We start from the raw sequence: 25,458 nt of genomic DNA on the forward strand, positions 1-25,458 counted from the left end.
GGTTAGCTTGACGGAATCTTCCCGGGAGAGCGTCTGAAACTTCCCTCAATCGGTGGCAAAACAAGGCAGCTCTCCTTCTTCATCCACCTCCCAATTCAGGGTCCCGAAGTAATGTGCTTCGCAGAGCTGGCGGACTGCCTGTGCATCCGTTACGACTGCGCCGGTCGATGTCGTCGCTGCTTGGAGTGTTGCCATTGTTCGTACTCGAGGGCGTTTATCTGGCCCTCGCACCCCTTTGGGGATAACAAACTGACCGTGAGAGATGTTGGATCGGTGGTGTGCGACTAAGTCTTCGCTCAGGAGTCGACCGTGACGTTCGCTTCCGCCGAAGCACCTGGTTGGCTGAGCAGTCCCACCTGTTCCAGAAGCATCGTAGCTTTCTCGATTCGCTCTTGGTCGGGCGAGTCCAGTTGCTCGGTGTCGATGCTGTTGAGGTTGCTGAGCGCGCGATGCAGCCGGTATCCAGGTGTGTCTCGTGGGTCCATGATGTACGCCTCCGCCGACTTCTGGCGCAGAAAAAACGGGAGAGACGCTGATGTCTCCCGCCGAAGCCCTGTACCTGTATTAACCAACAACTTCGGGAAGCCTCATTCTACGTTGGTTAAGTCGTTGTTCTGCTGAGTATTCTACTCGGGGGTTGGTCCGTGACGAGGCGACTGACACACCTGGCACTCCCACATCGGCTGGCCAGACCACTCGTCATCAGAGACAGTCTCGAACTCCTGGAATTGATGCTCAGTCTTTCGACCGCACTTGCGACATTCAAGATGTGTTCTCGAGGGAACGCTGGGTTGCCGATCCTCGGAGTGCTCGTCAATGATAGCGCGCTGGAGTGCAATGGCTGGCACCAACCAGACGTCGTTCTCGGCGCTCTCAAGTAGGACTGTAAGCCGATCTCCCTCACGAACGTTGCGGCCTCCCTCATCGTAGAGGAACGTCGTGTGCGCCCCATCACTCCGCGACTGGTTCGACTCTGTCTGTCCCGTCCGTTCACGAGCGACTGCGAGAAGCTGTTCGCCGCTTTCGGAGGTGACTCGAACTGCTTCGGGAAGCGAGGGCCACTGCTCGGTCAACTGTGCGGCGGGCTCTGCATCAAGGTCGTAGATCAGCTGGCAGTCATCGACCGCTGGATCCCTGTCAGCCTTCGTAAGGAGCGTGGCCGCAGCAGCACCCTTCGCGATGGCGGCGTAGAACGTCGACGCCTCGACGAGTAGATGGACGACATGGAGGAGTGTCCACTCCGTATCTGAGGTGGATCTCTCGTCGCTGGTTCCATCAAGATGGTTCGAGAGGCAGAACCGGCACTTCGTCTGGGCAGTAGGAATGGAAGTACCACAAGAGGAACACTCCTTCTGTGTCGATCTCGTTCGGTTTGGATACGATTCCTGCGTTTCTCTTCTCCGCTGTCCTATTCGCCTAGAAGTACCACGTCCAGAAAGCTTGTCGTCGGGAACGTGGGTCGCCTCACCAAGTGGTCGCAGTTCTTCAAAGTCAGATTGTCGCCCGTTCATAGAGTGGTCTGGCAGCACTTTCTTTCGTTTCTGTATTTAAACCTCAGCCACAAACTCTGAATCTCCGCCGGAAGAAGATTCGCAGATAGCGTCTTCAGACCGCTAATTCGTTCAATGTGTCTCGATGCGACCGGATGGTCGTTGACGTGACGCTCGCCGCCTCAGCGACTTCTGCCTGCGTTAGCCATCGTCCCTCTTCGCGACCCGCTTTGTAGAGACAGGCGGCTGCGAATCCTGACGGGTTGACACCCGACGCGGCTCCTGACGATTCTGACTGTTCAGCTAACCTCCGAGCCCGCTGTCGGATGTACGCTGGAACATCGAGTTCTGACGCGAGACGGGGGATGTATTCACTCGGGCGAACTGGCTGAGTCGGGAGCCCAAGTTCTGTATTCAGGGTCTTGTACGCATTCGCGACTCTCGATTGTTCGACGCGTGCTGTGTCGACGACGTCGTCGAGTAACCGCGAGTGGCCGTTACAGCGACAGGCTCCGTACACGCTTGCTGCAGCTATCGCCTCGATCGACCGGCCTCGAAGCAGGTCTTCATTCTGAGCACTCCGGAACAGTTGACACGCTTGGTCACGAATCGAGTCGGAGAGTTCGAGGACACTTGCGACTCTTCGAACTTCGCCCAGCCCGTGTGCGAGGTTTCGCTCGGCTTTCGACTGGAATCGACCACGGTTCTGTTCCCGCCGCATTCGAGATAGCCGCTGGCGCTTTTGCCCAGAGAGTTCGTTCCCGTTCGCATATTTTCGCCGACCGATTTCCGTTGACAGCCCTCGGTCGTGACGTGCCGCAGTCAGTGGAGCGCCCGTCCGCTTTTGCTGGTCTTGATCGTGAGCTCTCCATTCAGGGCCATGATCGATTCGTTGCTCATCGATGACCAGGCCACAGTCCTCACAGGTCGTTTCGATAGCGTTCGTAGTGACCCGCCCGTCGCACTCGGGACATTGGTTCGCGTTCGAGTCCGTACGGACGTCCTCGTCGAAGCCCGTTTCGTAGATGTCTCTGGTTGCCATTGTTCTCATCGTGTTACGGGGAACCCACCAGTACGGTGAGCCCCCCACCCATTGAGGGGACGAAAGACTCTGTGCAGGACTGCCGCATCTACTGAGGGATTTGGCGGGATTGAATTACGGTGTCGTAGTCCTCGAAAACGTAATGAAGGGCACTATGAGCGCCGAGGCCGTTTCTCCTATGTATGCCCATACGGGCATCAACTTTTCAGATATGTTGCTCAACCGGCTCCAAGGCGTAGGACTCCTCCAGTTTGTCCCGGCCGGTCAGGTTTGAATCCGCCATCGCCACAATCAGTTGGTAGCTTTCCAGAATTTCAGGAAGCTCCAACAAGAAGTCCGTAACGTCTGCTGCGTTCTCATCGTCCGGACCATTCCCGTACGGCGAATCAATCAACAGCAGTTTGAGCGGAACCGTCTCGCGCTCCTCCTCTAACTCTGCCAAAACCGTAGTGTGGAAAAGCAGCATATGCAGAAGGAGCTCTGCATCAGTCTGTCCCAACAGTCCTGGCGATTTCTGTGTGTTGTCTGTCCGGTGGATCGTGTAGCTGTACGAATCGCCTCTGTCGAAGCGGACACCGGTGGCATTGGCAAAGGTGCCGCGTGTGAAGACGTCCAAGAGGGATTCCATCCGTTCTTCCAGCCTGTTCTTCAACCGTCGACGGGCTTTCTTCCGCTCCTCGGATATAATGCTTTGATAGGACTCCAACGCATCCATCCGCTGTTCCTTCCTCTGTCTTTCCTCGTCAATTTGGTTCCACTCCCATACCTGCCGGGCAACACCATGCAACGTGCCCTTCTTTGCGTCAATACTGAGCTCAAGAGAAGTGTTCTTGTCCCGCAAATTTTCGATTTCCTGCTCTATCTTCTCCTTCTCACGCTTGTACTCTGCAAAGCCAGACTGCTCCTCCCGCGATTTTAGGGTTTCAAGCTGGTCTCTCTTCTCCTCCAGTTCCTCTTCCAAGAACTTGATCTCACCCTCCAGTGTCCTCTGCCGGCTCTCCAATTCTTCCAGCTCTTCCTGCCTTTTCTCCCGCTCCATTATCTCGCCTTCCTCGTCAACCTCAGACACCGTTTCGTAACGGTCGTCCGGAACATCCTTTCCACAGAGTGGGCAGTCGCCGTGGTCGTTGAAACGTTGCTGCTGCTCCGGATCAACATCCCGGGTGCAGACCGGACACCGGTTCGGCAGCGAGATCAGCTGCTGAATTTCCTGTAAAGCAGGGGCAATCTCGTCGGTTGCGGTCTCATCCTTCAACTTAGAGATCTCCTGCTTCACACTCCGGAACTCGTCCTCCTTCTCTTGGAGACGAGACTGAGTATCCGATATCTCATCCTTCAAATCGATTTTCTCGGAGAGAGCTGAGTCTGCCTCGCTCTTATCGAGAAGCCGGTCAAGTTCCTCCCGTCTTTCTACCTTCTCGGAAAGTTGGTCCTCTACCTGTTCCTGCTCCTGCCGCAGTTCCTGGATTTCGTCATTGATCCGTTTAGCCCGCTGCTTGTACTCCAGCAACCGGGTCTTCGCTTCCTGTTCCTCGTCCTCCAACTTGCACTCATCAAGTTCACTGCGTATCGCCCTATCCACCTTGGTGAGCTTGATACCGAACAGCAGATCAATCAGATCCGTGGCCTCGTCCCAACCATAGAAGCTGCGGAGATCGCCGGAGATAATGCTGAACAAGGAGAATATGTTGAACCGGTTGAAACCCTGCTCATACAGTGGTGTGATTCCGATTAGGTCGTCGACTTCTGACTGGGTGCGCTGTTCCGCCTCGCTGTGTTCACTGTCCTCCGGATTTTCGATGACGTTGGGCTTATTGTGGCCTTCATAGCTCTGATTCCGCTCCATCTCCCGGTGGACTAGGTAGTTGCGGCGGCCCTTCCGCCAGTACCCGTCGGTTTTCAGCTTCTTGTAGTTCCGGTTGATCGGTCTCGTGATCAATGGATCGTCATTATCTCTGCCGAAAAGGTTGAACCGGGTGGCCTCAATGAAGCTGCTCTTTCCTTTCGAGTTTCGTCCGTGAATGATGGTGGCCCGGTCAGAAATGGAAACGTCCAACTCATCGATGACTTTGAACCCTTCAATATCCATCCGTGTCAAGGAGACCAGCTCATCGTCAAACTCGAGGTCCCGGTACTTGGCGTCCAATAGGTCGATGAACTCGTCTACGTACTCGTCGTCGATTGCCTCATCTTCCCGTATCGACTGTCGGACTTCTTCCTTAATTCTGGGTTCAGACATGGCCTATCTCTCCTCCAGCAGAAATCGTGATCCAGGGTTCAGAATCATACTTCACTCGTCTCCCTCTTAGCAGCAGGTCCCGGTCCTCTGCTTCCTTGACCGGGTCCAAGTCCATGATGTATTCGTGGAGTTCTTCCACGGTCATGTGACCGAACTGGAGGACGACGTGGTCAATTGCATCCTCCCAGTCCGACAAGACCTCTGTCTCCAATGATTCAAGCTGGGAAGCGAAACGGTCCATCACCACTTCACCCGACCGTCCCAGTGTGATCCGGTACCGGCAGTTCTCCTCGTTTATCTCCGGTGTCTCCACCTTCGCCATCACCTCCTCATCAATTAGATTGGAGGCGTAGAGACGGCGTTTATCCTCTTCCAATGTCTTGGCGAAAGGTCCGGAGCTCCGCATCCGGTATGTGTAGCGGAATCCGGTTTTCTCCAACTTGCCGTGATCGTATGGCGCAGTGTCACGGTCCATCCGATTCTGGTCTGCGAGCTCTTGGTTCACCAGGTAGACCAGTTTCTGGAACTTGTACCGGCTATCAATCCCCTGAGAAAGGGTTTCCGGGTTTTCCGAGCAAGAGTGAACCAGTTTAAGCAGCATCGTTAGATCCAGAATCTCGTTAACCGAGTACCGAATCTCATTCCAGCTCTGGTAGACCTCGTCGAAAGGAATCTCTCCGGAACTGAAATCCTGGACGATGTCTTCCCCGATGCCGGCCTCCTCCAAGTAGCTGAGTACCTCATCGTGGGTGAAGACATCCTGTTGTAGATGCTGTAAATACTGCTCGTCATAACGGGTGTATGTCGTTTCCTGACGAGAGGAGACCCTTTGAGCCGTATCGATGAACTCCTGACGCCCCGAACGCGAAAGATCCAACCACTGAGACACTCTGAGCAAGGCTTTCTCGTGGCGAGCCATGTTAATTTTCTACCCTGTGGTACGCGCCTTGGCACCAGCTGAGAACCCATGTGCGAGCGGCTCGACCACTACACTCTGGGCAGATAGTCCGGAAGTAGTCCTTGGCTTCGTCCATAATGTCCTGCTTCGATGACGCCCTCTCAATCGGGCGCTGGATCTGGTTCAACTTTAGACCTGGATTCGGGTGGTCTGAATCGTCTATAATGGCTACAACACGGGACGCTTTAGGAATTGTTGTCCCATTGAGATAGTCCTCCATCTTCGTCCCAATGATGAGATCGCAGTGTACCAGGATCAAGCTATTAGGGATAATCTCCTTGTCCCTCTCGATATTGGTCTCGGGTAACCTCTGAGTGTCCGCAGAGAGATCGTTATCTACGTGCCTCCCATCCCCGTTCAGATGTTCACAGTCTAGGACCTCTGCCATGACATCGCCGATTGGCTCTCCAAAACAGGTGTCTGAGCCCGTCAAGAAGAGAACCATCTCCGTATGTGGCCAGACAGACTCGACATCCACAGGTTCATCCATGATTGGCGATCCTCTTTATCCGTTTAATTACTGAGTTAAGCTCCTGTCTCCGATCTTTTAATTCTTGCTGCTCTGGAGATTGCGAACTCCCGGCGATCAGATGCTTCGATGGCTCTGGTCGACCACGGAGATCATCCAAGCAAGCCTCAACATCCTGAGCTAGCCTTGATCCGTCCCGGGTCTCTGCCTTCTTCAGCACATCCGCAGTCTCCTGCATCGAATTTTCCAGTGCTTTGTACCTCCCGGTCAAGTCGATAGGCGGTAGCTCGGTTTTCTCTAAGAATTCCTTCGCCTCGATTAGCCCCTCAGAGGCCTTTTCAAACTGGTAGTAGTCATCTGGAGCTTCGATCTCGTATCGGTCGAAGTAGAACAGAATTGAGAATCCGAAGATCACTCCGATGCAAAGGCCGACCCAGATCTCATTGTTGGTCGGGGAAAGCGACGTCTGGTAAACCCAGGTATGGAGCAAATATCCGACTCCAGTCGCCAATCCACCAAGAAACAGGTAACCTGCTGCGATAAGACCCGGGACAAAATCCGTGTGTAGAATGGAGGAGAACGAGTCCTTGGCAGCACTCCGTGATATGAGATATACGCCGAGACCGGTTACAACGGCGGCAACAGTGAGCACCTCTGTAAACCGCGGCACGACACTGGTATCCAGTAATCCTTCCGAGGTGAAGCTGAAAAGACCGAGAAGGAATACACCTTCCAGAATAACAGCGTAGAAGATACGTCGAGGTGGACCTCCAAACGTGAAGCAGTCCAGATAAAGAGAAAGCCGGTTATCAGACATTTTCCAGCAGTAGATGATGTATCCGCCTGTGATTAACCCATTGGAAAGACTATCCCGTGACTGATTCCCTCCGTCAGTTTGTTTAAACGTCAGGTTCTCGTAGATGCTGAAAAGAGGGATCATCGTGGCCGTGCTCGGCAAAATACAGTCAGGGCTGACTCACCAATATGCCAAAATCCGGGGCGGAGTAACCGATACCAGCGAATACACTGCGGGCGGGGTCTCACGGACAGTATACTGGTTCCGCAACGACAGCAAGCGGATGGGAGACTACTCTCCGCTCGGAACGCTGCTGATGAACGAACAGGCCAAAGACGATTTTTCAATGAACGTCGTTGACTACGTCTTCCTCCACGAAGTCGGACATGACCAAATGGGTTCGATCGGAAGAACCCTTTTCTGGGCGATCTACCTTTCCTCGGGACTGCTCCTCATCGCAGGAATCATAGCATTACCAAGTACTCTTCTGAAGGCAGTCGAATCTGCACCGTCAACCGTGATGCTCCCTGTCTACATTGCAGTCGCAGTCGGGATATCTCTCGGAGCTGTCATACCCTTCACCTTGGTCTGCTGGGTCGATGAGACTCTGGCTGAACTGTTCGCTATCTCCAAAATCGGGATCTCACAATACAGGTCTGTCCTGAAGGAAGTCAAAGAAGAATCTGAGGCCGGACTCCTCCGCAAGATCTGCATCCGAATCCAGTACCCGCCGGAAGCACTCATCTTCTGGGTCGCACGGAAGCGAGGATTCGGCGACACATAGATTTCAGCCGTGGGTTGATTTCCCCGATCAATAATTTTCAACGAGGGTCGCTTCTCTTCTTGTGTCAATTTACCCTGGCAAGCTAGGGAATGCATCATTTTACAGCAATTGGACGACCACGTCCCTGTAATGAGCGACTCCAACGAATCATTTTTCGGTCTCTCAGAGGAGACCCTCCGGGCAGCAACCGACGCACTCCCTTCTCAAGAGGAACTGGACAGCTTGGTAGAAGCTGTCCGCCGAGGACAAGAACGATTAGAACGATCAAGAGAGCACGCAGAAGAATACATCAACATCGGACCTCCCTGGAACTACGACCCTGACAATTACTCCCCCAGCGAGGAAGCAATTCTCACAGCGATGAAGTGGACGTACGAGGGACGTGAATACCTCGAAGGCACTGGTGATCCAGACCTCGAAATAATCGCAGGACGCATCGAAGAAGGCTCGAAATCTTTTGCAGAAGAATCTGACGACTCCGACACCGAATATCCGTACAAAGGACTCCACCTCCTGCTCTCATCGCTTGATGGGCTGATCACCTGGCTATGCGAGAACGATCCGGATATCGATCCCAACCACTGCAACGACGGGGACGAACCGGTTTACCTCGGTCGGCAGAAGAAATCGGCCCTAGAGAAATGGTACGACGAACACGCCATCTTCGGCGTAGAAGACGACGAAGGAGATGCCTTCCGAGAAAAGTGGAACGACTTCTGGCATCACCGACACCGCATCATGCACGGCTCCCCCTATGCCTACTACGACGAAAACATCGGAGTCGCAACTCTCTTTTTCGTTGGACTGACCGCGCACGTCGTAAAAGAACGCTACGACGAACTCAACTGACGTACCTCAAAGTGTTGCTTCTTCCAGGTACTCACAGTCCCCCATGTAGAGAGGGTGACCCTCATACTCAACAAGCTTCGCCTTCAACTCCTCAATTGTTTCCGCCATCTTATCCAAGATCTCCGCTGCTTCGACAGCGTGACTGTAGACTCCTTCGCTGTCAATGTCTTCGATTGCATCGTAGTAGAGTTCAAGAACCTGCTCCTTGATCTCATCATCCAATCCGCTCAGGACATCTAGGTCACCGGACTTCAACTGTGCCTCGTAGGTAATCACTTTCGACCCTCCACGGGCGTCAGCCGAATACGACACAATAGCAGGGTCTGGTCTTGCCGAAGTCTCGTTCTCCACGCTGTCTTCTGCTATCGCCCGCAACCGCTCCTTGTCCGATTCTAGGTGTTCACGGTGAAGCTTCACCGCTGACTTAAACACCCATAAATCGAAATACTGCGTCGACGTCAGTGTATAATCGTCTGTCTCGGCACTGGGTGCTTCAGGGAACTCGTTGCGGAACTGTGCCTTCTTGTCTTCGAACTCCCGATGCCGCTGTTCGATTTCCTCCTTTATTTGCTTGAGTTCGGGAGCGTGATTCTCCAATAGGTCTTGCAGATACCGATCATCCTCAATGGCTTGTGGAACAACTCGAAACTCGGTGTCTCTCCCGACAACATCAATCAGGGCAGGTGCAGGCTGGACAGAGGCACCATGAACCCTCGGAAGATTCGTGTTATCACTGAAGAACCCAGCATCATCGCTTACACCCAACTCGTCGATATCGCCATGCCATGAACGGATACGTTTCCGAAGCGTGTCTGTGTGGCTGTTCCGCACCTCACGGTTGAGTTCCCGCTTCAACAAACCCTGCTGCTGCCGGTAGAGATAGACCAGGCCACCAGTGAGGAAAAGAGAACCAAGCCCTGCGATGACCTGAGACCATTCCTGCAACCAATCAAAAATAGGTTCAAGAGACATACAACTATCCGAAACCTCCAGTATGATGAACTTTTACTGTTGAGAATGATCTTCGAATAGCTTCTCACTGAAGTTCCTCGTCAGAAAGTATGCTTATAATAGCTCAGTCTGTCGTCACATATAATGGTAGATATCGATTTGGACGGAGATGAGTACGTTGTCAAGGAACCGTCTACCGACAAGGAGAATCCAGCGCTCGATCCTGTTGTAGAACTCCGAATTAAGGAGACCGGTAAAACTCAGAAACGCATCTCGATCTGGGAAATTGTGAACCCGGGAGACAAGTACGTATTCAACTTCCAGGTCTGGAAAAAAGGGGGTAGTAGGTACGAACCTTTCCAGCAGGAAGAAGAGATTCAGATAACTGGAACTGATGCTGATGTTTTCCGTGAGTTCATCAAAGAGTTTGAGCAGGTAGAGGACATTGACTCCCAGGCCTATCTATTAACTGAGAACGACCCTGATTTTGCTGACCTACTTTCTCAGATCATCTCCCACGTAGATGGGGCAGACACAGATACAGCTCAAGCCGTCCTCACCAAGATGGTAGAAGGAATCGCAGAGTTCGGAGGAGGGGCAGATCAGATCGAACTCTCTGACGACATTCTCGAAGGCGAACAAGCACTGAAAGCGGAAGGAATGATTCAGCACGCCCGGATTCGACAAGGTGTGGAAGGACTTGAGAAGTTAGTTGAAGCTGAAGAGGTAGAACAAGAGTTTCAAGACCACTTGGACGACCACAAATGGTTCTTCGGGAGTCGATACATTAGGGACCACGATCGGTATATCCTCGGTAAAAAAGAGGTTGATTTCGCACTTGAATCGATCAACGGCTACCTGGACATTATCGAGCTTAAACGGCCCCAACACACAGCAGTTCGGTTTGACGATTCCCACGAGATGTACTACCCGAGTGGCAAGCTCAATCGAGCCACAGCACAGTTACAGAACTACATGAGGAAAGCCGAGAAGAAAGAGACCCATATTCTGGATGAGCATGACGTCCGACCCCTCAAACCCAGGGGAACCGTAGTAATCGGGGCTGATCTGAACGAGGAAGAACGAGAAGGTGTCCGCGTCATCAGCTCCCACCTCAACAACATTGAGATCATCACCTACACAGATCTGGTTAAAAGAGGTCGGCAAATGCTCAACTTTTACGAAAGGGACGACAATGAGAATGGTGAGGAGAAGTAGCGTATAACAGAGTGAAATACCCGATGAGTGCCGAAGTAAGCTATTTATTCATACTACTCTGTTGAACCCGTAGATGGTAGCGAGATTTACTTGATCGGTTGAGTAATTCTGTGCATTCAAAGGGATCATCCGATGTCACCGTTTACAGCGTTCGGCAGGATCACTTACGATCCTGTTTTGAGAAGTGTCACTGACGGGCTTGCTGAGAAACATGCTGAGAGACAATCTCTACGCCGTCAGTTGATTCAACAGAATAAAGATATAATACTGGGTTCGGTTATCCAGTACCGTACAGCTAGCTTCACTCTGCTATCACCGAAGTCCCTACTCGCATCTGTGTTGTTGAATCCGTTCTGGCAATCCAACTTTCTCACAGATCGGACACTCCTGTAACGGCGTTGGCGGCAGGTCGCCCCAGACGCCCAATGCGGCCGTCAACTGTGCCTCGACGACGGGAGAGGTGGTCGCTCGTCTCGCTTCTTCAAGATGAATTCGGAGTCGTTCACGGGCTGTAAGAGTGATTTCCTTGGACATGCTTCGGTGAGGGCACGCTATTGCTGTGCCCTCTGCCCTTCGGGGGGCAGAAAAACACACTCTCCACGGTGATTACGGGACCATCGGCGTTCACCAGTTGACCTCTCGCGAACGCCGGATCTGAGTTGCTCGTTTTAGTCTAGAGGTGACCGGTTCGTCTCTAGCCTAAGTGGGGAGGCTCGTTCCCATAGGCGATGATGCTGAACGCACACCGTCACGAGATTCTCAAGCCGATTGGCCCGCTCGAAGTCCACATCGTCATCCCTGTCCTCGAATGAACTGAGCGGCTGGATATGGTGAACGTGCAGCCCCTTCCCGAACGCCTCCCGATGGGCAGTCTGTGACCAGTCACAGCCCGGCGTTTGACATACGTATTTGTCTCGCTCAAGCGCCTTCGCTCGTTGGGCCTTCCAGTTCGGCCCATAGTATCGTCGCTCATCCTTTGAGTCTGCTTTCCAGTTGCCGTTGGCAGGGCCCGATGGACGACCAACTGGCTCGTAGCCAGCAGCTCGAACTGCGGCCTGCCAGCCGTCCCATCGATCAAAATAGCACCGACAAGAAAACCGACCGTACTCGTCCATATCGCTCGCTGTTGGGACCTTCCCCAGTGCCTCGACGAGCGTCCGGATTTCATCGAGAAGAGCATCGTCGGGGATTCCGTGTTCAAACTGCGGCTCTAACCCAGCAGCTGCTAGTGACTCATTCCAACTCCCAAACAAATTTTGCGCAAGGCTAACAGAGAAATCTCCTTGTTCACGGTACTCTGGCGATGTCGGTGGACGTCCAAGTTTTGTTGCGATTGTTCGGATGTCTTCTTTGACTTCCGTTGGCGGGATGTCGTATCTGTTGTTCGGTGGTAGGCCGATCGCCCGTAGTGCATCGGCCCAGGTACCGAACCGTTGCTTCACACAAGCTGCAGAATACGCACCTCGTTCATCCATCATCTTCGTTGTCGGTGAGCGTCCCGAGACGCTCGCCAGTCGCCGGAGTTCCGTCAGTAACTCTTCCCGGCTGATCTTGAGCTGATGCGCTCGTTTGTGACCGCCCTTTGCTCCTGGTGTTTCGAACTCGGCTCCACAGAGCTCACAGGTATACACTCGCTTCTCTGATTCCATCGAAAATCAGGACGCCGACGAAAGGTCAGCGCCTCGCCGCTTACGGCGCAGAAAAACACCATCTGGTCGGCTTTCGACACCGGCCCTCCGCGAATCCTTGACCTGCGTAACAAGGTCGTGGCTGCGCGCGCAGCGAAGCGAGCACGGAGCGGAGGGTGGGGAGGTGGGGTCTGGGTCGGTCCGGCACGTAGCAAAAAAGGAGACCGCGACGACTGGCTATTCCCACCACCGACCGCGCTCAGGGAAATGTATGGTGGTCCACCCAGTGACGGCCAGTGAGACGCGTCCTTCGTACCAGTTCCGTGCCGCCCCGTGAATGCGCACCTGCTCGCCTTCCTCGATCCACGGAGCATCTGACGCCTCCCAGATCGTCACCCGCGTCTGGCCACTGTCGTCCGCAATGAGTCCGACCTGGGCGATGCTCGGATGTGAGGGATCCCACAACGTCTCGACCCGACCTTCAATGCTCACCTCTTTGCGATTGACGTCCTCGAGCTTCCCGATGGGAACCACCGTCCCGGGCGCCGTCTGCAACTCCTCGAACACCCCGACGACCGCACTCATCATGTCTTTCCCCGTGACGACCGCCTCGGCCAGCCGCCGACTGATCGCCGCCCGCGACCATCCATCCAGCTTTTCGGCCAACCGCATCGATTGTTCGTTCACCGCTGCCAACTGCTCCTGTTCGAGTTCTGCACGCGGGTCAGCCCGTTCTGGGTCTGCCAGCGGGTCCACGCTCGCTCGCCGCTTCTGGAACTCTGCACGCCGCTCAGCGCTCCGCTTCGCCGCGATGTCTCGCGTTCGTTTTTCTCGCCCCTCTTGCGTCCCGAGTTCGGCTTGGGCACTGATGCGCTCTAGCTCAGCCTCTTGCGCCTTGATACGCTCTTCCTGTTCGAGGGTCTTCCCGAACATGTGATCCGGTCCTTCCTCGACTCGTGCGTCCGGATGGTTTGAATCGACTTTCGCCTGCACTTCCATGTCGACCGTCGCCTGGAACTCCGGTGTCTCATCGACGACTTCGAAACCGTCCTCATCGACCGTCGCTTCATCGTGTTTCTCGAATGCCTGTTCATCGACCGAAACTACTTCACTGGAGACGTTCTTACTTGACATTGGAACTCACTGGTTCCTGAAGGCGCTCACGCGTCCGACACCGCGATGCTGCTACATCGCGGATTTCTCTACGACGACAACGGCCAATAGACTCGTCTGCGCGCTCTCGCTCGCGCCTTCGCGAGCGCCCTCTTGGGCGCGAGCGAGAGCGCGCCCGAGGCGGCCAACCATCCAGCCGCGCGCGCCGACCCGCCCGGAGCGAGCGGCCAGCGCATTCCCCGTTCGCCGCGACGCAACCACTGTCCGTCGCGGTCGGCGGAGCCGAGGTCCGGAGGACCCGGACGGGTGAAGCGCTGGCGTCGAGACCATATTCATTTTAGCCCGGAACGGGCGCGGGCGGTGCAGAGAGCGCCCGCATGCCCGGAATGGTCGGTCGCGAGCGACGCGGAGGGCGGCAGCGGCGAGCGGGGCGAGCCGTTACGAATCACCTGTTCATCCACTCTCGACGCTCTGTGCTCCAGCCACTACCTGGTGGACTCAGAAAGGGCGAGGCCGCTTCGGTCGTCCCCCGACTCCGCAAGCACCGAGGGACGAGGCGCGCAGCGTGGGGCGTGGGATGCCGAGCGGCTGAGGGCTTTCGGAATGAGGGTCACTACTCGGTCTAGATCAGCCGCATCGAGTCGCCCGGGTCGTCGCCGATGATGTCCGCCAAGCCGTAGACCGTGATCGCGTCCGTGTACCCTTGCGCTCGAACGGCATTTTTGATGCCTTTTCTGGCGGGCTGATCGTCTGTGAGCACGACGACACCCGTTGTCGAGCGGTCTCTCACATACTGAATGACTAGGCCCGCAAGAATTGCGTCCGTCTTCTCGACCTCGTGCTCGGCTTTAGTCGTTTCACTCGCGATGGTCCGTCTGGCGATATCGCTTGCCGCGACAGCGTCCCCGTCCGTTGGTGATGGCGCATCGATGATCTCGGCCCATCCTTCGTCGAGCGCCGTCCGGACACGATCCGTCTCTGAGCCACCGAGTTCGCCGATCACGCGCCGGGGGAGTTTGCAGACGACGCCGGCGTGCTGGATGGCTCGGCGAAATCGTTGGTACTGCGGATTCGAGGGCTGGCCGATCGCGTAGAAGATGTTCGCGTCGACGAGGACGTCCTGGTCAGCGGATAATGGCGTGTCTCGACCCATCCGATGAACTCACCTATCGGGGTCCGACGAATCCGTCGGGGCACCAGCTATCTCGTCAAGATCGGGAAGATCCATCTCGTCATGCACATCCGGGAAGAGGTACTCGAAGAACGGATCGTGCTCCCGGCCGACGGCAAGCGCGGGTTTGAGCGCGTAGATGATCATCATCGCTTCCGTCTCGCGCACGTCGATGTCGCTGGCGACCATCCGCTGAGTCGTCTTCCCCGCGAAGTGGAGCCCGGCGCCGCGCAATGCAGCGATGAGCTTCCCGAGGCCGTACCGGTCCACGAAGTACTTGATGTCCTCATCGACCTCCTGGAGCCCGAGGGCGTGGAGGGCGGTCGGCGTGATGACGATCGGGACGTACTGCTCGACGATGATGATCGGGTCGGCGGTCAGCTGCTGGGGGCGTGTCGAGTCGTCGCGGTCGACGAGGCCGAGATCGACCAGTCGGTCGACGTACTCGTAGGCCGTCGATTTCGAGAGATCGAGCGCCTCCATAGTTTCCGGTGGGGTGACCGGGCCCCAGTAGCAGATGTAGATGTAGACGCGGGCGAGTGCTGGGCGGTTGAGCAGTTCCACGACTGTTTCGAGCCGGGGCGCGTTCTCGGCCAGCGTCTCCGGCTCGAGCGTGTCTTCGGTGAGGATGTCGATCGGTGGCGGGTCCAGCGTGTCGATTCCACCATCTGGGCGAATGTGCTCGTGATCAGGAGCCATAGGAGTTAGTCCGAAGTCCGTGTACTTCAGACTATCGGTGCGGCAAGTGACGTGCTACTGGCTTATGTGAACGGACGCTGAGGGACGCTCCACCGAGTTAACCGGCTACTCGACAACGTGTGACTCGAAATCTCGCGTCCAGTACGTCGCGGGCCCGCCGGGACTACATCGCCCACACAGCTGCAACGACCCCTCGAGATGGCCGAGTTCCACCCGGAACCGCGTGAGCGCCGCGAGGGCGTCGACGACGAGGCCACACCCGTCGCAGGCGTGATGATCGCGCTCCTCGGGATCAGGCCGCTCTTGGAGCGCACAGTCGACGCAGATCGGGTGGGTGACCCGCTCGTCTTGCCCCCAGGTGTGGGCCTCGCCAGTCTCGGTACCTGGCGGGGCGTCGCAGAACGCACATCCGTTGAGTTCCCGGCAGGTCCATGCAGGAATGTTCGCTTGCTTCCCCGACATCTGCTCTCAGCGTCGCTCCAGTTCCTACTCCTGCCAGAAATGACGTCTCCCGCGCGAACCGATTCAGTGTGACAGCACACTAATTATCCCGCTCTCCCCCGACCGAACAGCTCTGGAAGGGAAGACTACTGCCGGCGGAACAACCCTATGCGACCCCACATCCGGGCCGGACTACTGTGTATCGAGTAGCCGTACCGGATGTGCGGGCCGGCGCGTGAGGAGTGCGTCGAGTTGCTCGAGACACGACGTCCCGCTGGCGACGACAGTACGGTCCGCGGTGTCTTCTGTTGTGAATTCATCGACGAGCGTCTCGCCGACGTCCACGCTGAGCTCGTAGTACTCGGACTTGTAGCCGAAGCTTCCAGCCATCCCGCAACACTCCACGTCCGAGGTCGTCACGTCGAACCCGCAGTCTTCGAGCACCGCCACCGTGTACGGTTCGAGATCGAGCGTCCGCTGCTGGCAGTGGCTGTGGTAGGCGATCCGCTCGTCGTCGCCGCCAGGGAGTACATCGATATCCCCCCCGTTCTCCAGCAGGCCGTAGACGTACTCCATGAGTTCGTAGCTCTGCTCGTGCAGCGCGGCGTAGTCGTCTTCCGGAAGGAGCCGTTCGTACTCGCGGTGGAACATCGCAAGATCTGACGGCTCGATGACGACGACATCGTGACCTGCCGCGATGGCGGGCGCGAGCGCGTCGTAGACGGCATCGGCGTTGGACTGGGCCGTCGACACCATCCCCTGTGAGAGCGGGGCGCGCCCGCTCTCGCCTGCGGGCGGAACGTCGACGCGGATGTCGAGCGCTTCGAGGACGCGGACGGCCGCCTTCCCGCGCTCCGTGCGCACGTAGTTCGTGTACGCGTCGGGGTAGAGTGCGACCTGTCGGCGTGCCTCGTCGCGACCGACGTGTGGCCCCCGCTTCTCGAACCACTCCACGAGTGATTCACGTTCGAACTCCGGGAGTTCACGGCGGCTGTCGACGCCGAGAGTTCGCTCCAGCAGCGAGCGCGCGGGACCGGTCCGTGCGGCCCAGTTCGAGAGCGGTGCGAACGCCGACCCGAGTTTCGCCAGGGTGTCGAAGTTCCCGAACAGCCGTTTCTGGAGGTCGACCCCACCGGGCTCCTCGTCCGGGGTGAGCCCCTCCACGAGGAAGTCGAAGTCGCCGTCCTCCCCGCGATTGATGCGGTCTCGGACGACCGTGTTGATCCACGGGATGTCGATGTTCACCGGACACTGGTTCACACACCGACTACAACCCGTACAGAGGTCGTTGAACTCGGCGGTACTGTCCTCGCCGTGGACGCCGGCCTCCCAGCCGGTGGCGATGCCGCCGGAGTACGTCTCGCCACCGAAGGCGTGGCCGCCGACGTGCTGGAAGTTCGCACAGGAGTTCGCACACGCCGAACACCGGATGCAGTACAGCGTCTCGCGGAGCTGATCGTCCTCGCGCATCTCCATCCGCCCGTTGTCGATGAGCACGAGGTGGAACTCGCGGTCGTCGCCGGATTCGAGTTCGTTCCCGCCGAAGGTGGGGGAGTCACTAGGTGGGGTGAACAGCGAGATGTAGGAGGTAATGTCCTGGCCGGTCCCGGATCGCCCGATCAGTTCGACGAACGGTTGGAGATCCTCGACACTCGGGACGAGTTTCTCGACACCCGCGACTGCGACGTGGGTGTCCGTCGCCTGCACGCACTTGCGGGCATTCCCCTCACTCGTGACCAGCGCGAGCGTGCCGGTGTCCGCGGTGACGAAGTTCGCGCCCGTCATCCCGACCTCGGCGTCCAAGATCTTCTCGCCGAGGTACTCGCGAGCGAATCGCGTCAGCTCCTCGGCAGTCTCCAAGGGCTCTTCGGGATCGAACACCTCGTTGAACAGGGCTGCGATCTCCTCGCGGGACTTGTGGATCGCCGGGGCGACGATGTGTGAGGGAGCCTCGTCGGCGACTTGGAGGACGAACTCTGCGAGGTCGGTCTCCCAGACGTCCCCGTCGCGTGCCTCGAGCGACTCGTTGACCTCGATCTCCTCGCTCGTCATCGACTTCGACTTCACCACGTCGCGGCCGTCGACGACCTCCTCGATGTATCGGTTCGCGTCGGCGGCGTCGTCGGCGACGTAGACGCTGCCGCCGTTGGCTTCGACGGCCTCGGTGACTTGGTCGACCAGTTCAGGGAGGCGTTCGATAGCGTCTTCCTTGATGGCACGAGCCTCGTTTTTCAACTCGTCGTAGTCATCGAGATTCGCGGTGGACTCGTACCGGCCCTCGTTGAAGACCTGGGTGTTCTCGTGAACGGCGTCGCCCTCGGTGTCGAGGAGATGGCGGATGCGCTCGGCCTTCTGCCGGCGGGTGTCGGCGCTCATCTACTTGTCCTCCAGGAGTACGACCGTCACATCCATCGGGCCGTGAGCGCCCGTCACGAGCGAGCCCATGTCCGCGGTTGCGCTCGGCCCCGTCGCGATGATGGACTGTCCGACGCCGTTCCGGATATCCTCGGCGAGCTGGTCGAACGTCGCGTCCATGTCTGGCAGCACGTCGCTGGCGGCGACGACGGCGACGTGTTCGTCCGCATAGAGACTCACCGGCTCCTCGCCGTCGGTACCGCCCTGGATGATCACCGAGCCGTAGTCGGCGATACCGTAGCCGGCAGCAGTGACGCCGGTCGCCGCGGCCTCGAGGTCCGCGATCGACGGATCGGTATCGACGCTGTCCGGCAGCGAGACGGTCTCGAAGGGGAGTGAGGTGCCGACCGTAGGTGCGTCGAGCAGGGGTGAAAGCGTCGACGCGAACTCGTCGGCCGTGGTTCGCACGAGTTCGACGCCGATCTCGTCGAGCGACGACTCGAAGGTCGCAATTGCCTCAGCTGACATGTTCCCCAATATTGAACCAACAGTTAATGGATGTTTCCTCTCCAGCCTAAACATCTCCTTTCTTTCGTTATGAATATCCGCCGGCCGTATCTGCAGGTATATATCATATAGAAAGTAAATCATATATGGCTGGTTGTTCGATGGACCAATAGTGGAGAGATCCAACCATGCCTGATGTTCTCACACTAGCTCTCGTCGGCGTCGTCCCGATCGGCGTCGCGTTCGTACTGCTCGCTGGGTTCCGGTGGTCCGCCGCTCGCGCAATGGGTGTCGGGTGGCTGCTCGCGGCCGGAATCGGACTCACGTACTGGAGCATGGAGCCCACCTGGTTGGTAGCGTCGGCCGTCTACGGCGCGCTGCAGGCCGTCGACATCATCCTCATCGTCTTCGGTGCGATCCTCCTGATGAACTACTTGGAGGGCAGTGGCGCTATTGCTACGATCAGGTGGTACTTCGGGCAGATCGAAGGAGACCGGCGCATCCAGGTGCTGCTCATCGGTCTCGGATTCATGACCATCATCGAAGGTGCAGCCGGGTTCGGGACACCGGGAGCACTCGCCGCACCACTGTTCATCGGCCTCGGATTCCCCCCATTGGCCGCTGCGGTGTTCGGGCTCTACTTCAACGCCCCGAACCCGCCGTTCGGTGCCGCCGGCACGCCTGTCATCGGCGGCACCGGTGCCGTCATCAACCCAGCGCTGTCCGGGTCGGTGAGTGTATCCGAGTTCCTCTCGATGGTCTCTGCGTGGACTGGCGTCATCACGGGACTGACGTACGTGTTCTGGGGACTGCTCGGCGTGTTCTTCCTGACGTACTGGTTCGGGAGCGGTGACGGTGAACGCAGCATTGGAGCCGCCATGCGTAGTACTCTCCCCATCGCGCCGTTCGCGCTCGTACTCGGCGTCGTCACTGGTGGCACACAGCTGGTAATCGCGTGGTTCGTCGGGCCTGCACTCCCCGATATCGCCACGGGGTTCGTGGTGCTCGGCATCGGTCTCCTGCTCGCAAACAACGATATCCTCATCCCTGATGACCAGTGGGATTTCCCCGAGGAATCGACATGGAGCGACACGTGGCTCGGCGGCCTCGATCTTGACGAGGTGTCCCGTGATCAACCCAAACAGGAGATGTCCGTGCTGTTGGCGTGGACACCGTATCTGCTCGTTGCGCTCGCACTGCTCGTCACGCGGTGGCCGGACCTCACCGTCGCCGGCGTCGCTGTCCTTGACTGGATCCAGAGTTTCTCCGTCGGTCTCGATTCGATCCTCGGTACTGAACTTGGATACACCCTTCAGTACCTCTATCTTCCCGGAACGATGCCGTTCATCCCCATCGCGATTCTCACTGGCTTCCTTCACAAGATGGACACCACACAGATGGGGGCAGCGTGGCGACGGTCGATCCAGCAGATCGCTCCGGCCGCCCTCACGCTCATTATCGCCGTCTCGATGACGCAGATAATGATTCAGTCGCAGACGAACACCGCCGATCTCCTCGGCATGATGGAGGCCCTCAGCCGCGCGCTTGCGATGGGCGCCGGCGGTCTACTCCCGCTCATCTCGCCGTGGATCGGCGCTATCGGCTCGTTTATGACGGGGAGCAACACGTCCTCGAACATCCTCTTCAGCGTACTCCAGTACAACGCCGCCGAGACGGTCGGCGTCTCCCGGGTGATCGCCGTCAGCCTGCAGAACGTCGGCGGCGGCCTCGGAAACATGGTCTCGGTGTTGAATGTGGCCGCTATCTGTGGTGTCGTTGGAATCACTGGGCGTGAAGGCGACCTCCTGCGGAAAGCGATCATCCCAATGGCGCTGTTCGCCGTATTCGCCGGCCTGTTCGGGATGCTACTGACGTACGTTCTGGTCCCCGGCCTGTTCTGACCCCGGTCGACAACGTACCGGGGCTCCGCTGCTTCCGGTATAGAAGCGAGATATACGAATAGATCGGCCCGTACTCGCCGGCGCGGTCGTCGTCGTTCATACGACGAGCTGGTGGCTGGCCTCATCGTAGGCGAGTGCGGCTTGCGCGACGGCGAGATTCTGCCGCGTCGTGCGCCATGCCGTGAGATCGTCCCAGCCCTCCGTCTCGTCGGCGTCGAGTTGCTGGGCAAGTTCCTCCGGTGACACCACGTCGTAGCGGTCCTCGTAGCGCCGGATTTCGGCCTTCATGTCCTGGATGCTGTCGAGCAACTCCGGCCGATCGACTTCTTCACGCAGCTCACGGATCCGGGACATCAACACCCGGTCGCTGTTTCGCTTGTACAGCGTCGTTTGGCCGTCCGGTTCCGTCTCGGCGAACCCTGTGTTCACCAGCGTCTTGCAGTGGCGACGTGCCGTCGGCTCGCTCACGAGGGCGCGGTCGGCGATCTCGGCCGCCGACTGCCCGTCGTGGGTCTGTTCGACGATTTCGTACACCCGCTCGAACGGTGTCGTGTCGTCTTTCCAGTCCGCCTTGACCTGTTCGTTGACGTCGTCCCACGTCTCGGTCATACTGGATGCTACGTATTACGTGCGCAAATAGTTTTCTGAGGAAATTATCCTTTCTCCCCAACGGTTGTGGCTGCGCGCGCAGCGAAGTCCTCGTGAGCACAGCGACGAGGGCACGTGAGACGAGCGAGGCGAGTCTCACGGAGCGAGCACGGAGCGGAGGGTGGGGCGGTGGGGCTTGGGCCGGTCCGGGGTCCAGCAAAATGAGGGCCGCTGTTCTCCCAACAAATTACCCTGCTGGCAAATATCGTTTTGAACACCGTGAATACCCGGTAGAAGCGCAACTATTGGTGGGGAAGGAGACTCTGAGAATTCTTTGACGTCCTCCCATTCCTGAAGGAGTGTGCTTTGGGGAGGTGTTAACCAACAAATCCGTGATTTCCCGTTTGTGCTGTTGGTTAAAACCACGACAGTGATTCTGAAGTTCGAAGGCCAATACCGCCCTACTCCACGACAGAAAGCAACGTGTCACGATGATTCCGGACTGTCTCAACCGTCACCCCTGCCGCCGCCGCAGCGGCAGCTTGCGTCAACGGCGCATCGTGGGCACACGCCGCCATGTACAGGCAGGCGGCAGCGAATCCCGCTGGATGTACGCCAGTCGTGACGCCGGCGTCGACGGCCTGCGCAGCAAGCGTCTCCGCCCGACGTCGAACGACGTCGGTACAGCCGAGCTCGGAGGCGAGCCGTGGGACGAACTGTGTCGGACGTACTGGCGGCGTTGGGAGGCCCAGCTCCTCGTTGAGCACGGTGTAGGCGTTCTCGACACGATCCTGTGGAACCTGTGCCATCGGCGCCACGTCGGCGAGGAGCCACGATTGTCCGTTGCACCGACAGGCGCCGAAGACGCTCGCGGCGGCCATCGCCTCGATAGACCGACCTTTGAGGAGTCGTTCGTTCTGTGCCGTCCGGAACAGCTGGCACGCCTGGTCACGTACTGAATCCGCGAGCCCGAGTGCACTCGCGATCCGCCGGATCTCCGTGAGGCCGTGCCCGTGGTTGCGCTCCTGCTTTGATCGCCAGCGTCCCCGGGACTGCTCGCGACGCATCCGAGCAAGGCGCCGACGCTTCTGGCTCGAGGTATCAGTATCTGTCGCGCCTCGTCCGGTACCGATCACCGTCGATAGTCCGCGGTCGTGCCGTGCTGGAGTGAGTGGTGCCCCTGTTCGCTTTGCCGTATCGTCGTCGTCGCCGTACCACTCCGGTCCGTGGTCGATCGACTGTTCGTCGATGACGAGTCCGCAATCTGCACACACCGTTTCGGCTGAATTCGTTCGTACCGGACCCCCACACTCGGGACACGGCTCAGTTGAACCACGCTGGACATCTTCGTCGAACGCACGCTCGTAGGGTTCACTCGTCGTCATCGGTCTCACCTGATCGAGGTCACGCCAGTTCGGCGCGCCCCGCACCCCTCGTGGGGGAAACAAACCTGGTCGCACACCCCTTGCCGCGGTTTGAGGGATAAATCTCAGACCCGATCTCGAGGTCGTGGCTGCGCGCGCAGCGACGGTAGGAGCGAGCACGGAGCGGAGGGTGGGGCGGCGGGGTCAGGGTCGGTCCGGCACACAGCAAAAAAAGAAGGCTGCTCCGACTGGCTATGCGTCCCACCACCGGCCGCGCTCCGGGAAGTGGATGATGCTCCACCCCGTCACAGCCACCGAGATCCGGCCCTCGTACCAGTTCGTGGCCGCTTCGTGGATGCGCACCGTCTCGCCTTCCTCGATCCACGGCGCGTCCGATGCTTTCCAGATCGTCACCTTCGTTTGTCCGCTCTCGTCCGCGATCAGCCCGACTTGCTGGATGGCCGGCGAATCACTGTCCCAGAGCGTCTCCACACGACCTTCGATCGTGACCGTGCCGCGATCGACGTCCTCCAGAGCGTCGATGGGCACGGTACCCCCCGGGGCCGTCTGTAACTCCTCGAACACCCGCACGACCGCACTCGTCATGTCTGTGCCGTCGACGACCGCTTCGGCCAGGCGTCGACTGACCGCCGCACGCGACCAGCCATCCACCCGCGTCGCGAGTCGGTCTGCCTCCGTGTTCACCGTCGCCAGTTCATCCTGGGAGAGCTCCGCTCGGGGATCATCCCGTTCGGGGTCGGCCATCGGGTCCACGCTCGCGGCCCGCTTCTGGAACTCCCGCCGGCGCTTCGTGCTCCCGTGCGCGGCGACCGCCCGCGTGCGCTGCTCCCGACCGTCCTGCGTTCCTAGCTCGGCCTGGGCACTGATGCGCTCCAGTTCGGCTTCCCGCGCCTGAATGCGCTCCTCCTGTTCGAGGGTGACGCCGTGAATCCGATCCTCGCTCGTGTCCGCGATCCCATCCGGGTGATTCGCATCGACCTTGGCCTGCGTCTCCTGCTCGACCGCGGCCTCGAACTCCGGCGTCTCGTCGACGACCGGGAAGCCGTCTTCATCGACTGCCTGTTCGCCCGCTTTCTCGAATGCCTGTTCATCGACCGAAACTACATCCGTGGTGACGTTCTTACTTGACATTGGTCTCAACCAGACCTGAAGGCGCTCACGCGCCCGACACCGCGATGCTACAACATCGCGGTTCTTCGACGACAACGCCCGACAGACTCGTCTGCGCGCTCTCGCTCGCGCCTTCGCGAGCGCCCCTGGGCGCGAGCGAGAGCGCCAAAGGAAGGTCACCTAACCAGCACCGCGCGCCGACCCGCCCGGAGCAAGCGTCCAGCGGAGAAAGCGTGGGGGGTGAGCAGCCACGCCGCGCAACCCCTCGCGCTTTCCCGCTGGCGTCGAGGGCACATGCACTTTAGCCCGGCAGCCCGCCCGCTACTGCAGGCAGGCAGCCCGGAATGGTCGGTCGCGAGCGACGCGGAGGGCGGAACGCGGCGAGCGGTGCGAGCCGTAACGACTCATATCAACAAGACAACCCCGGAAATGAATGCTGTACCTATAGAATCCGTACATAGCGCAACTTGAACAATTATAGTCTATTCGAATTCGACAACACCTTTCGGACTAATATCAATCAGTTCATTAAAACCAGATCCTCCTTCTACTGGTCCAACTAGTTGGTTTCTGATGATTCGTTGAAGGAGTGTTAACGCAGCCTCAAAATCATCTCGAAGTTCACTCCAAGTCGGGTTATTATCTCCGTGAACTACATATTGGCGAGAATAATTGTAAAAATACGTTGACGATACGGCTCGATCAGACGTTCCTGCGAAGTCGACAAGGTCGTCTGTTTCGACCTCTAGCTCCTCAACCAGATATTCGATTCTGTCCTGTGTTCTAGATTGTTGCTTAAATAGATCTGAATACCGTTTTGCAAGCAATTCAATCGCACTACATACACTCAAATAGCGCCCTTCAACGGGCCGCGTCGAATTTAATGCATCCCAGTAGTATCCTAAGACATGTCGAAGTTGAAGTTCGTCTTGGACATGAGAATCATAATTAGCATATGCTATGTCTAGATATTGTGGAAATTCATCTCCCCAGACTAACCTTTCTGACGTGAATGCACCACCAATATCTCCTTGTGTAGACCACAGTTTTGTAAATCGAATTCCGTTATCAACAGTATCGGGGGACTCTCCATCGATGCTGATTACTTCTCCTCGGACGAAATTTGGCCCTATCCCCTGTACAAATCCTGACAAGGATAGTACATCACTCAGCTTTTCGCGAGCTTGATCTACTTGATGTGAGAGACATCCAGGAATATCTAATGTAACTACAACCTCTGCTGTTCGGAGAAGAGTTTTGTGAGACTTGATGAAATCAATTCGCTCATCTATCTCATTTACTGATGATGCTGTCAGACGCCACGTATCCCGATTTATAAGTTCGATCTCGTCTACCGCATTGTGTGGGATGAATGGCTTGAAACCCAGAACATCGAACTGCACACTAACTTCCTCACCCTCGTAGGACACATATCCAACAGAACCGTCAATCACTATTTCGGAGGGCGGTGACAGAGAACTAATGTATCGGTGACTGCCTTCATTCCTACTTGATTGTAAGCCAAGAGAAACTATGACATTAGAGAATTCAACTCTGTCGCCATCCAAGGTTGTTCCTCCAATGGCACCGATATTTTCTGAGAGCTCTGAGGAGACACCGAATCGAGGACTATCGATAACCTCCACATCTATATTCCCTGCTTCTGAGAGTGAGACCTCTGCGCGGACATCTTTGTCATGAATATCTAGATCCACCGTTTCTTGAAAATAGGGGGTTGATGCGTCCATTACCGAAGGGACATCT

The 25,458-nt window shown here is 57.4% G+C and carries 23 protein-coding genes; 4 read left to right on the forward strand and 19 right to left on the reverse strand.

The window, feature by feature from the left end:
- Window positions 1-296: 296 nt before the first annotated feature.
- From IEX91_RS15160 to IEX91_RS15190, 7 genes are all read right to left on the reverse strand, one after another.
- On the reverse strand, window positions 297-485 hold the full coding sequence (locus IEX91_RS15160) for a hypothetical protein (protein WP_188880029.1): 189 nt from the start codon (window positions 483-485) through the stop codon (window positions 297-299).
- Window positions 486-626: 141 nt separating this feature from the next.
- Window positions 627-1,511, reverse strand: a complete 885-nt coding sequence (locus IEX91_RS15165) for a biosurfactant protein 1 (protein WP_188880030.1) — start codon at window positions 1,509-1,511, stop codon at window positions 627-629.
- A 94-nt stretch (window positions 1,512-1,605) separates the two neighbouring features.
- The gene (locus IEX91_RS15170) at window positions 1,606-2,532 is read right to left on the reverse strand and encodes a transcription initiation factor IIB (protein WP_188880031.1); all 927 of its coding nucleotides are present in this window, start codon (window positions 2,530-2,532) and stop codon (window positions 1,606-1,608) included.
- A gap of 205 nt (window positions 2,533-2,737) precedes the next feature.
- On the reverse strand, window positions 2,738-4,771 hold the full coding sequence (locus IEX91_RS15175; protein ID WP_188880032.1) for an AAA family ATPase: 2,034 nt from the start codon (window positions 4,769-4,771) through the stop codon (window positions 2,738-2,740).
- On the reverse strand, window positions 4,764-5,690 hold the full coding sequence (locus IEX91_RS15180) for a hypothetical protein (RefSeq protein ID WP_188880033.1): 927 nt from the start codon (window positions 5,688-5,690) through the stop codon (window positions 4,764-4,766). Before IEX91_RS15180 ends, IEX91_RS15175 begins: the two co-directional genes overlap by 8 nt.
- Before the next feature lies 1 nt (window position 5,691).
- On the reverse strand, window positions 5,692-6,219 hold the full coding sequence (locus IEX91_RS15185) for a hypothetical protein (protein WP_188880034.1): 528 nt from the start codon (window positions 6,217-6,219) through the stop codon (window positions 5,692-5,694).
- Window positions 6,212-7,138, reverse strand: a complete 927-nt coding sequence (locus IEX91_RS15190; protein ID WP_188880035.1) for a hypothetical protein — start codon at window positions 7,136-7,138, stop codon at window positions 6,212-6,214. Before IEX91_RS15190 ends, IEX91_RS15185 begins: the two co-directional genes overlap by 8 nt.
- A gap of 1 nt (window position 7,139) precedes the next feature.
- On the opposite strand from IEX91_RS15190, the gene IEX91_RS15195 reads away from it, so the two are divergent.
- A complete protein-coding gene (locus IEX91_RS15195) occupies window positions 7,140-7,778 on the forward strand; it encodes a hypothetical protein (protein ID WP_188880037.1) in 639 nt (212 codons plus the stop codon).
- A 129-nt stretch (window positions 7,779-7,907) separates the two neighbouring features.
- Window positions 7,908-8,627: a hypothetical protein gene (locus IEX91_RS15200; protein ID WP_229772927.1), complete on the forward strand. Its 720-nt coding sequence runs from the start codon at window positions 7,908-7,910 to the stop codon at window positions 8,625-8,627.
- Window positions 8,628-8,633: 6 nt separating this feature from the next.
- Here the strand turns inward: IEX91_RS15200 and IEX91_RS15205 are convergent, their stop codons facing one another.
- The gene (locus IEX91_RS15205) at window positions 8,634-9,599 is read right to left on the reverse strand and encodes a hypothetical protein (protein WP_188880038.1); all 966 of its coding nucleotides are present in this window, start codon (window positions 9,597-9,599) and stop codon (window positions 8,634-8,636) included.
- Window positions 9,600-9,722: 123 nt separating this feature from the next.
- Here IEX91_RS15205 and IEX91_RS15210 point away from each other — a divergent pair, with 123 nt between their 5' ends.
- The gene (locus tag IEX91_RS15210) at window positions 9,723-10,796 is read left to right on the forward strand and encodes a Shedu anti-phage system protein SduA domain-containing protein (protein ID WP_188880039.1); all 1,074 of its coding nucleotides are present in this window, start codon (window positions 9,723-9,725) and stop codon (window positions 10,794-10,796) included.
- 668 nt (window positions 10,797-11,464) lie between these two features.
- Here the strand turns inward: IEX91_RS15210 and IEX91_RS15215 are convergent.
- From IEX91_RS15215 to IEX91_RS15245, 7 genes are all read right to left on the reverse strand, one after another.
- Entirely contained in the window at window positions 11,465-12,445 is a 981-nt protein-coding gene (locus IEX91_RS15215; RefSeq protein ID WP_229772931.1) for a homing endonuclease associated repeat-containing protein, read from the reverse strand.
- A 216-nt stretch (window positions 12,446-12,661) separates the two neighbouring features.
- The gene (locus IEX91_RS15220; protein ID WP_188880040.1) at window positions 12,662-13,558 is read right to left on the reverse strand and encodes a replication factor A; all 897 of its coding nucleotides are present in this window, start codon (window positions 13,556-13,558) and stop codon (window positions 12,662-12,664) included.
- A gap of 601 nt (window positions 13,559-14,159) precedes the next feature.
- Window positions 14,160-14,690, reverse strand: coding sequence for a hypothetical protein (locus tag IEX91_RS15225; protein WP_006183560.1), 531 nt, complete (start codon window positions 14,688-14,690; stop codon window positions 14,160-14,162).
- 9 nt (window positions 14,691-14,699) lie between these two features.
- Window positions 14,700-15,407 (reverse strand): DUF7437 domain-containing protein, encoded by a 708-nt coding sequence (locus IEX91_RS15230; RefSeq protein ID WP_188880042.1) that lies wholly within the window; start codon window positions 15,405-15,407, stop codon window positions 14,700-14,702.
- A gap of 105 nt (window positions 15,408-15,512) precedes the next feature.
- Entirely contained in the window at window positions 15,513-15,869 is a 357-nt protein-coding gene (locus tag IEX91_RS15235; RefSeq protein WP_188880044.1) for a DUF7558 family protein, read from the reverse strand.
- A gap of 171 nt (window positions 15,870-16,040) precedes the next feature.
- Window positions 16,041-18,224: an LUD domain-containing protein gene (locus tag IEX91_RS15240; protein ID WP_188880045.1), complete on the reverse strand. Its 2,184-nt coding sequence runs from the start codon at window positions 18,222-18,224 to the stop codon at window positions 16,041-16,043.
- On the reverse strand, window positions 18,225-18,731 hold the full coding sequence (locus tag IEX91_RS15245; protein ID WP_173231006.1) for a LutC/YkgG family protein: 507 nt from the start codon (window positions 18,729-18,731) through the stop codon (window positions 18,225-18,227).
- A 167-nt stretch (window positions 18,732-18,898) separates the two neighbouring features.
- Between IEX91_RS15245 and IEX91_RS15250 the strand changes: the two genes are divergently transcribed.
- Window positions 18,899-20,611, forward strand: coding sequence for an L-lactate permease (locus IEX91_RS15250; protein ID WP_188880046.1), 1,713 nt, complete (start codon window positions 18,899-18,901; stop codon window positions 20,609-20,611).
- Between the two features lie 96 nt (window positions 20,612-20,707).
- Here IEX91_RS15250 and IEX91_RS15255 read toward each other — a convergent pair whose 3' ends face one another.
- From IEX91_RS15255 to IEX91_RS15270, 4 genes are all read right to left on the reverse strand, one after another.
- Window positions 20,708-21,220 carry a winged helix-turn-helix domain-containing protein gene (locus IEX91_RS15255; protein WP_173231008.1) on the reverse strand — a complete coding sequence of 171 codons (513 nt, stop codon included), beginning with the start codon at window positions 21,218-21,220 and terminating at the stop codon, window positions 20,708-20,710.
- Between the two features lie 440 nt (window positions 21,221-21,660).
- Entirely contained in the window at window positions 21,661-22,584 is a 924-nt protein-coding gene (locus IEX91_RS15260; RefSeq protein ID WP_188880048.1) for a transcription initiation factor IIB, read from the reverse strand.
- A gap of 231 nt (window positions 22,585-22,815) precedes the next feature.
- Complete coding sequence (locus IEX91_RS15265) at window positions 22,816-23,715, reverse strand: replication factor A (RefSeq protein ID WP_188880049.1); 900 nt, start codon at window positions 23,713-23,715, stop codon at window positions 22,816-22,818.
- Window positions 23,716-24,176: 461 nt separating this feature from the next.
- Entirely contained in the window at window positions 24,177-25,442 is a 1,266-nt protein-coding gene (locus IEX91_RS15270) for a hypothetical protein (RefSeq protein ID WP_188880050.1), read from the reverse strand.
- Window positions 25,443-25,458: the final 16 nt, after the last annotated feature.

Origin of the sequence: Halarchaeum nitratireducens (assembly GCF_014647155.1) — an archaeon.
Classification (GTDB): domain Archaea; phylum Halobacteriota; class Halobacteria; order Halobacteriales; family Halobacteriaceae; genus Halarchaeum; species Halarchaeum nitratireducens.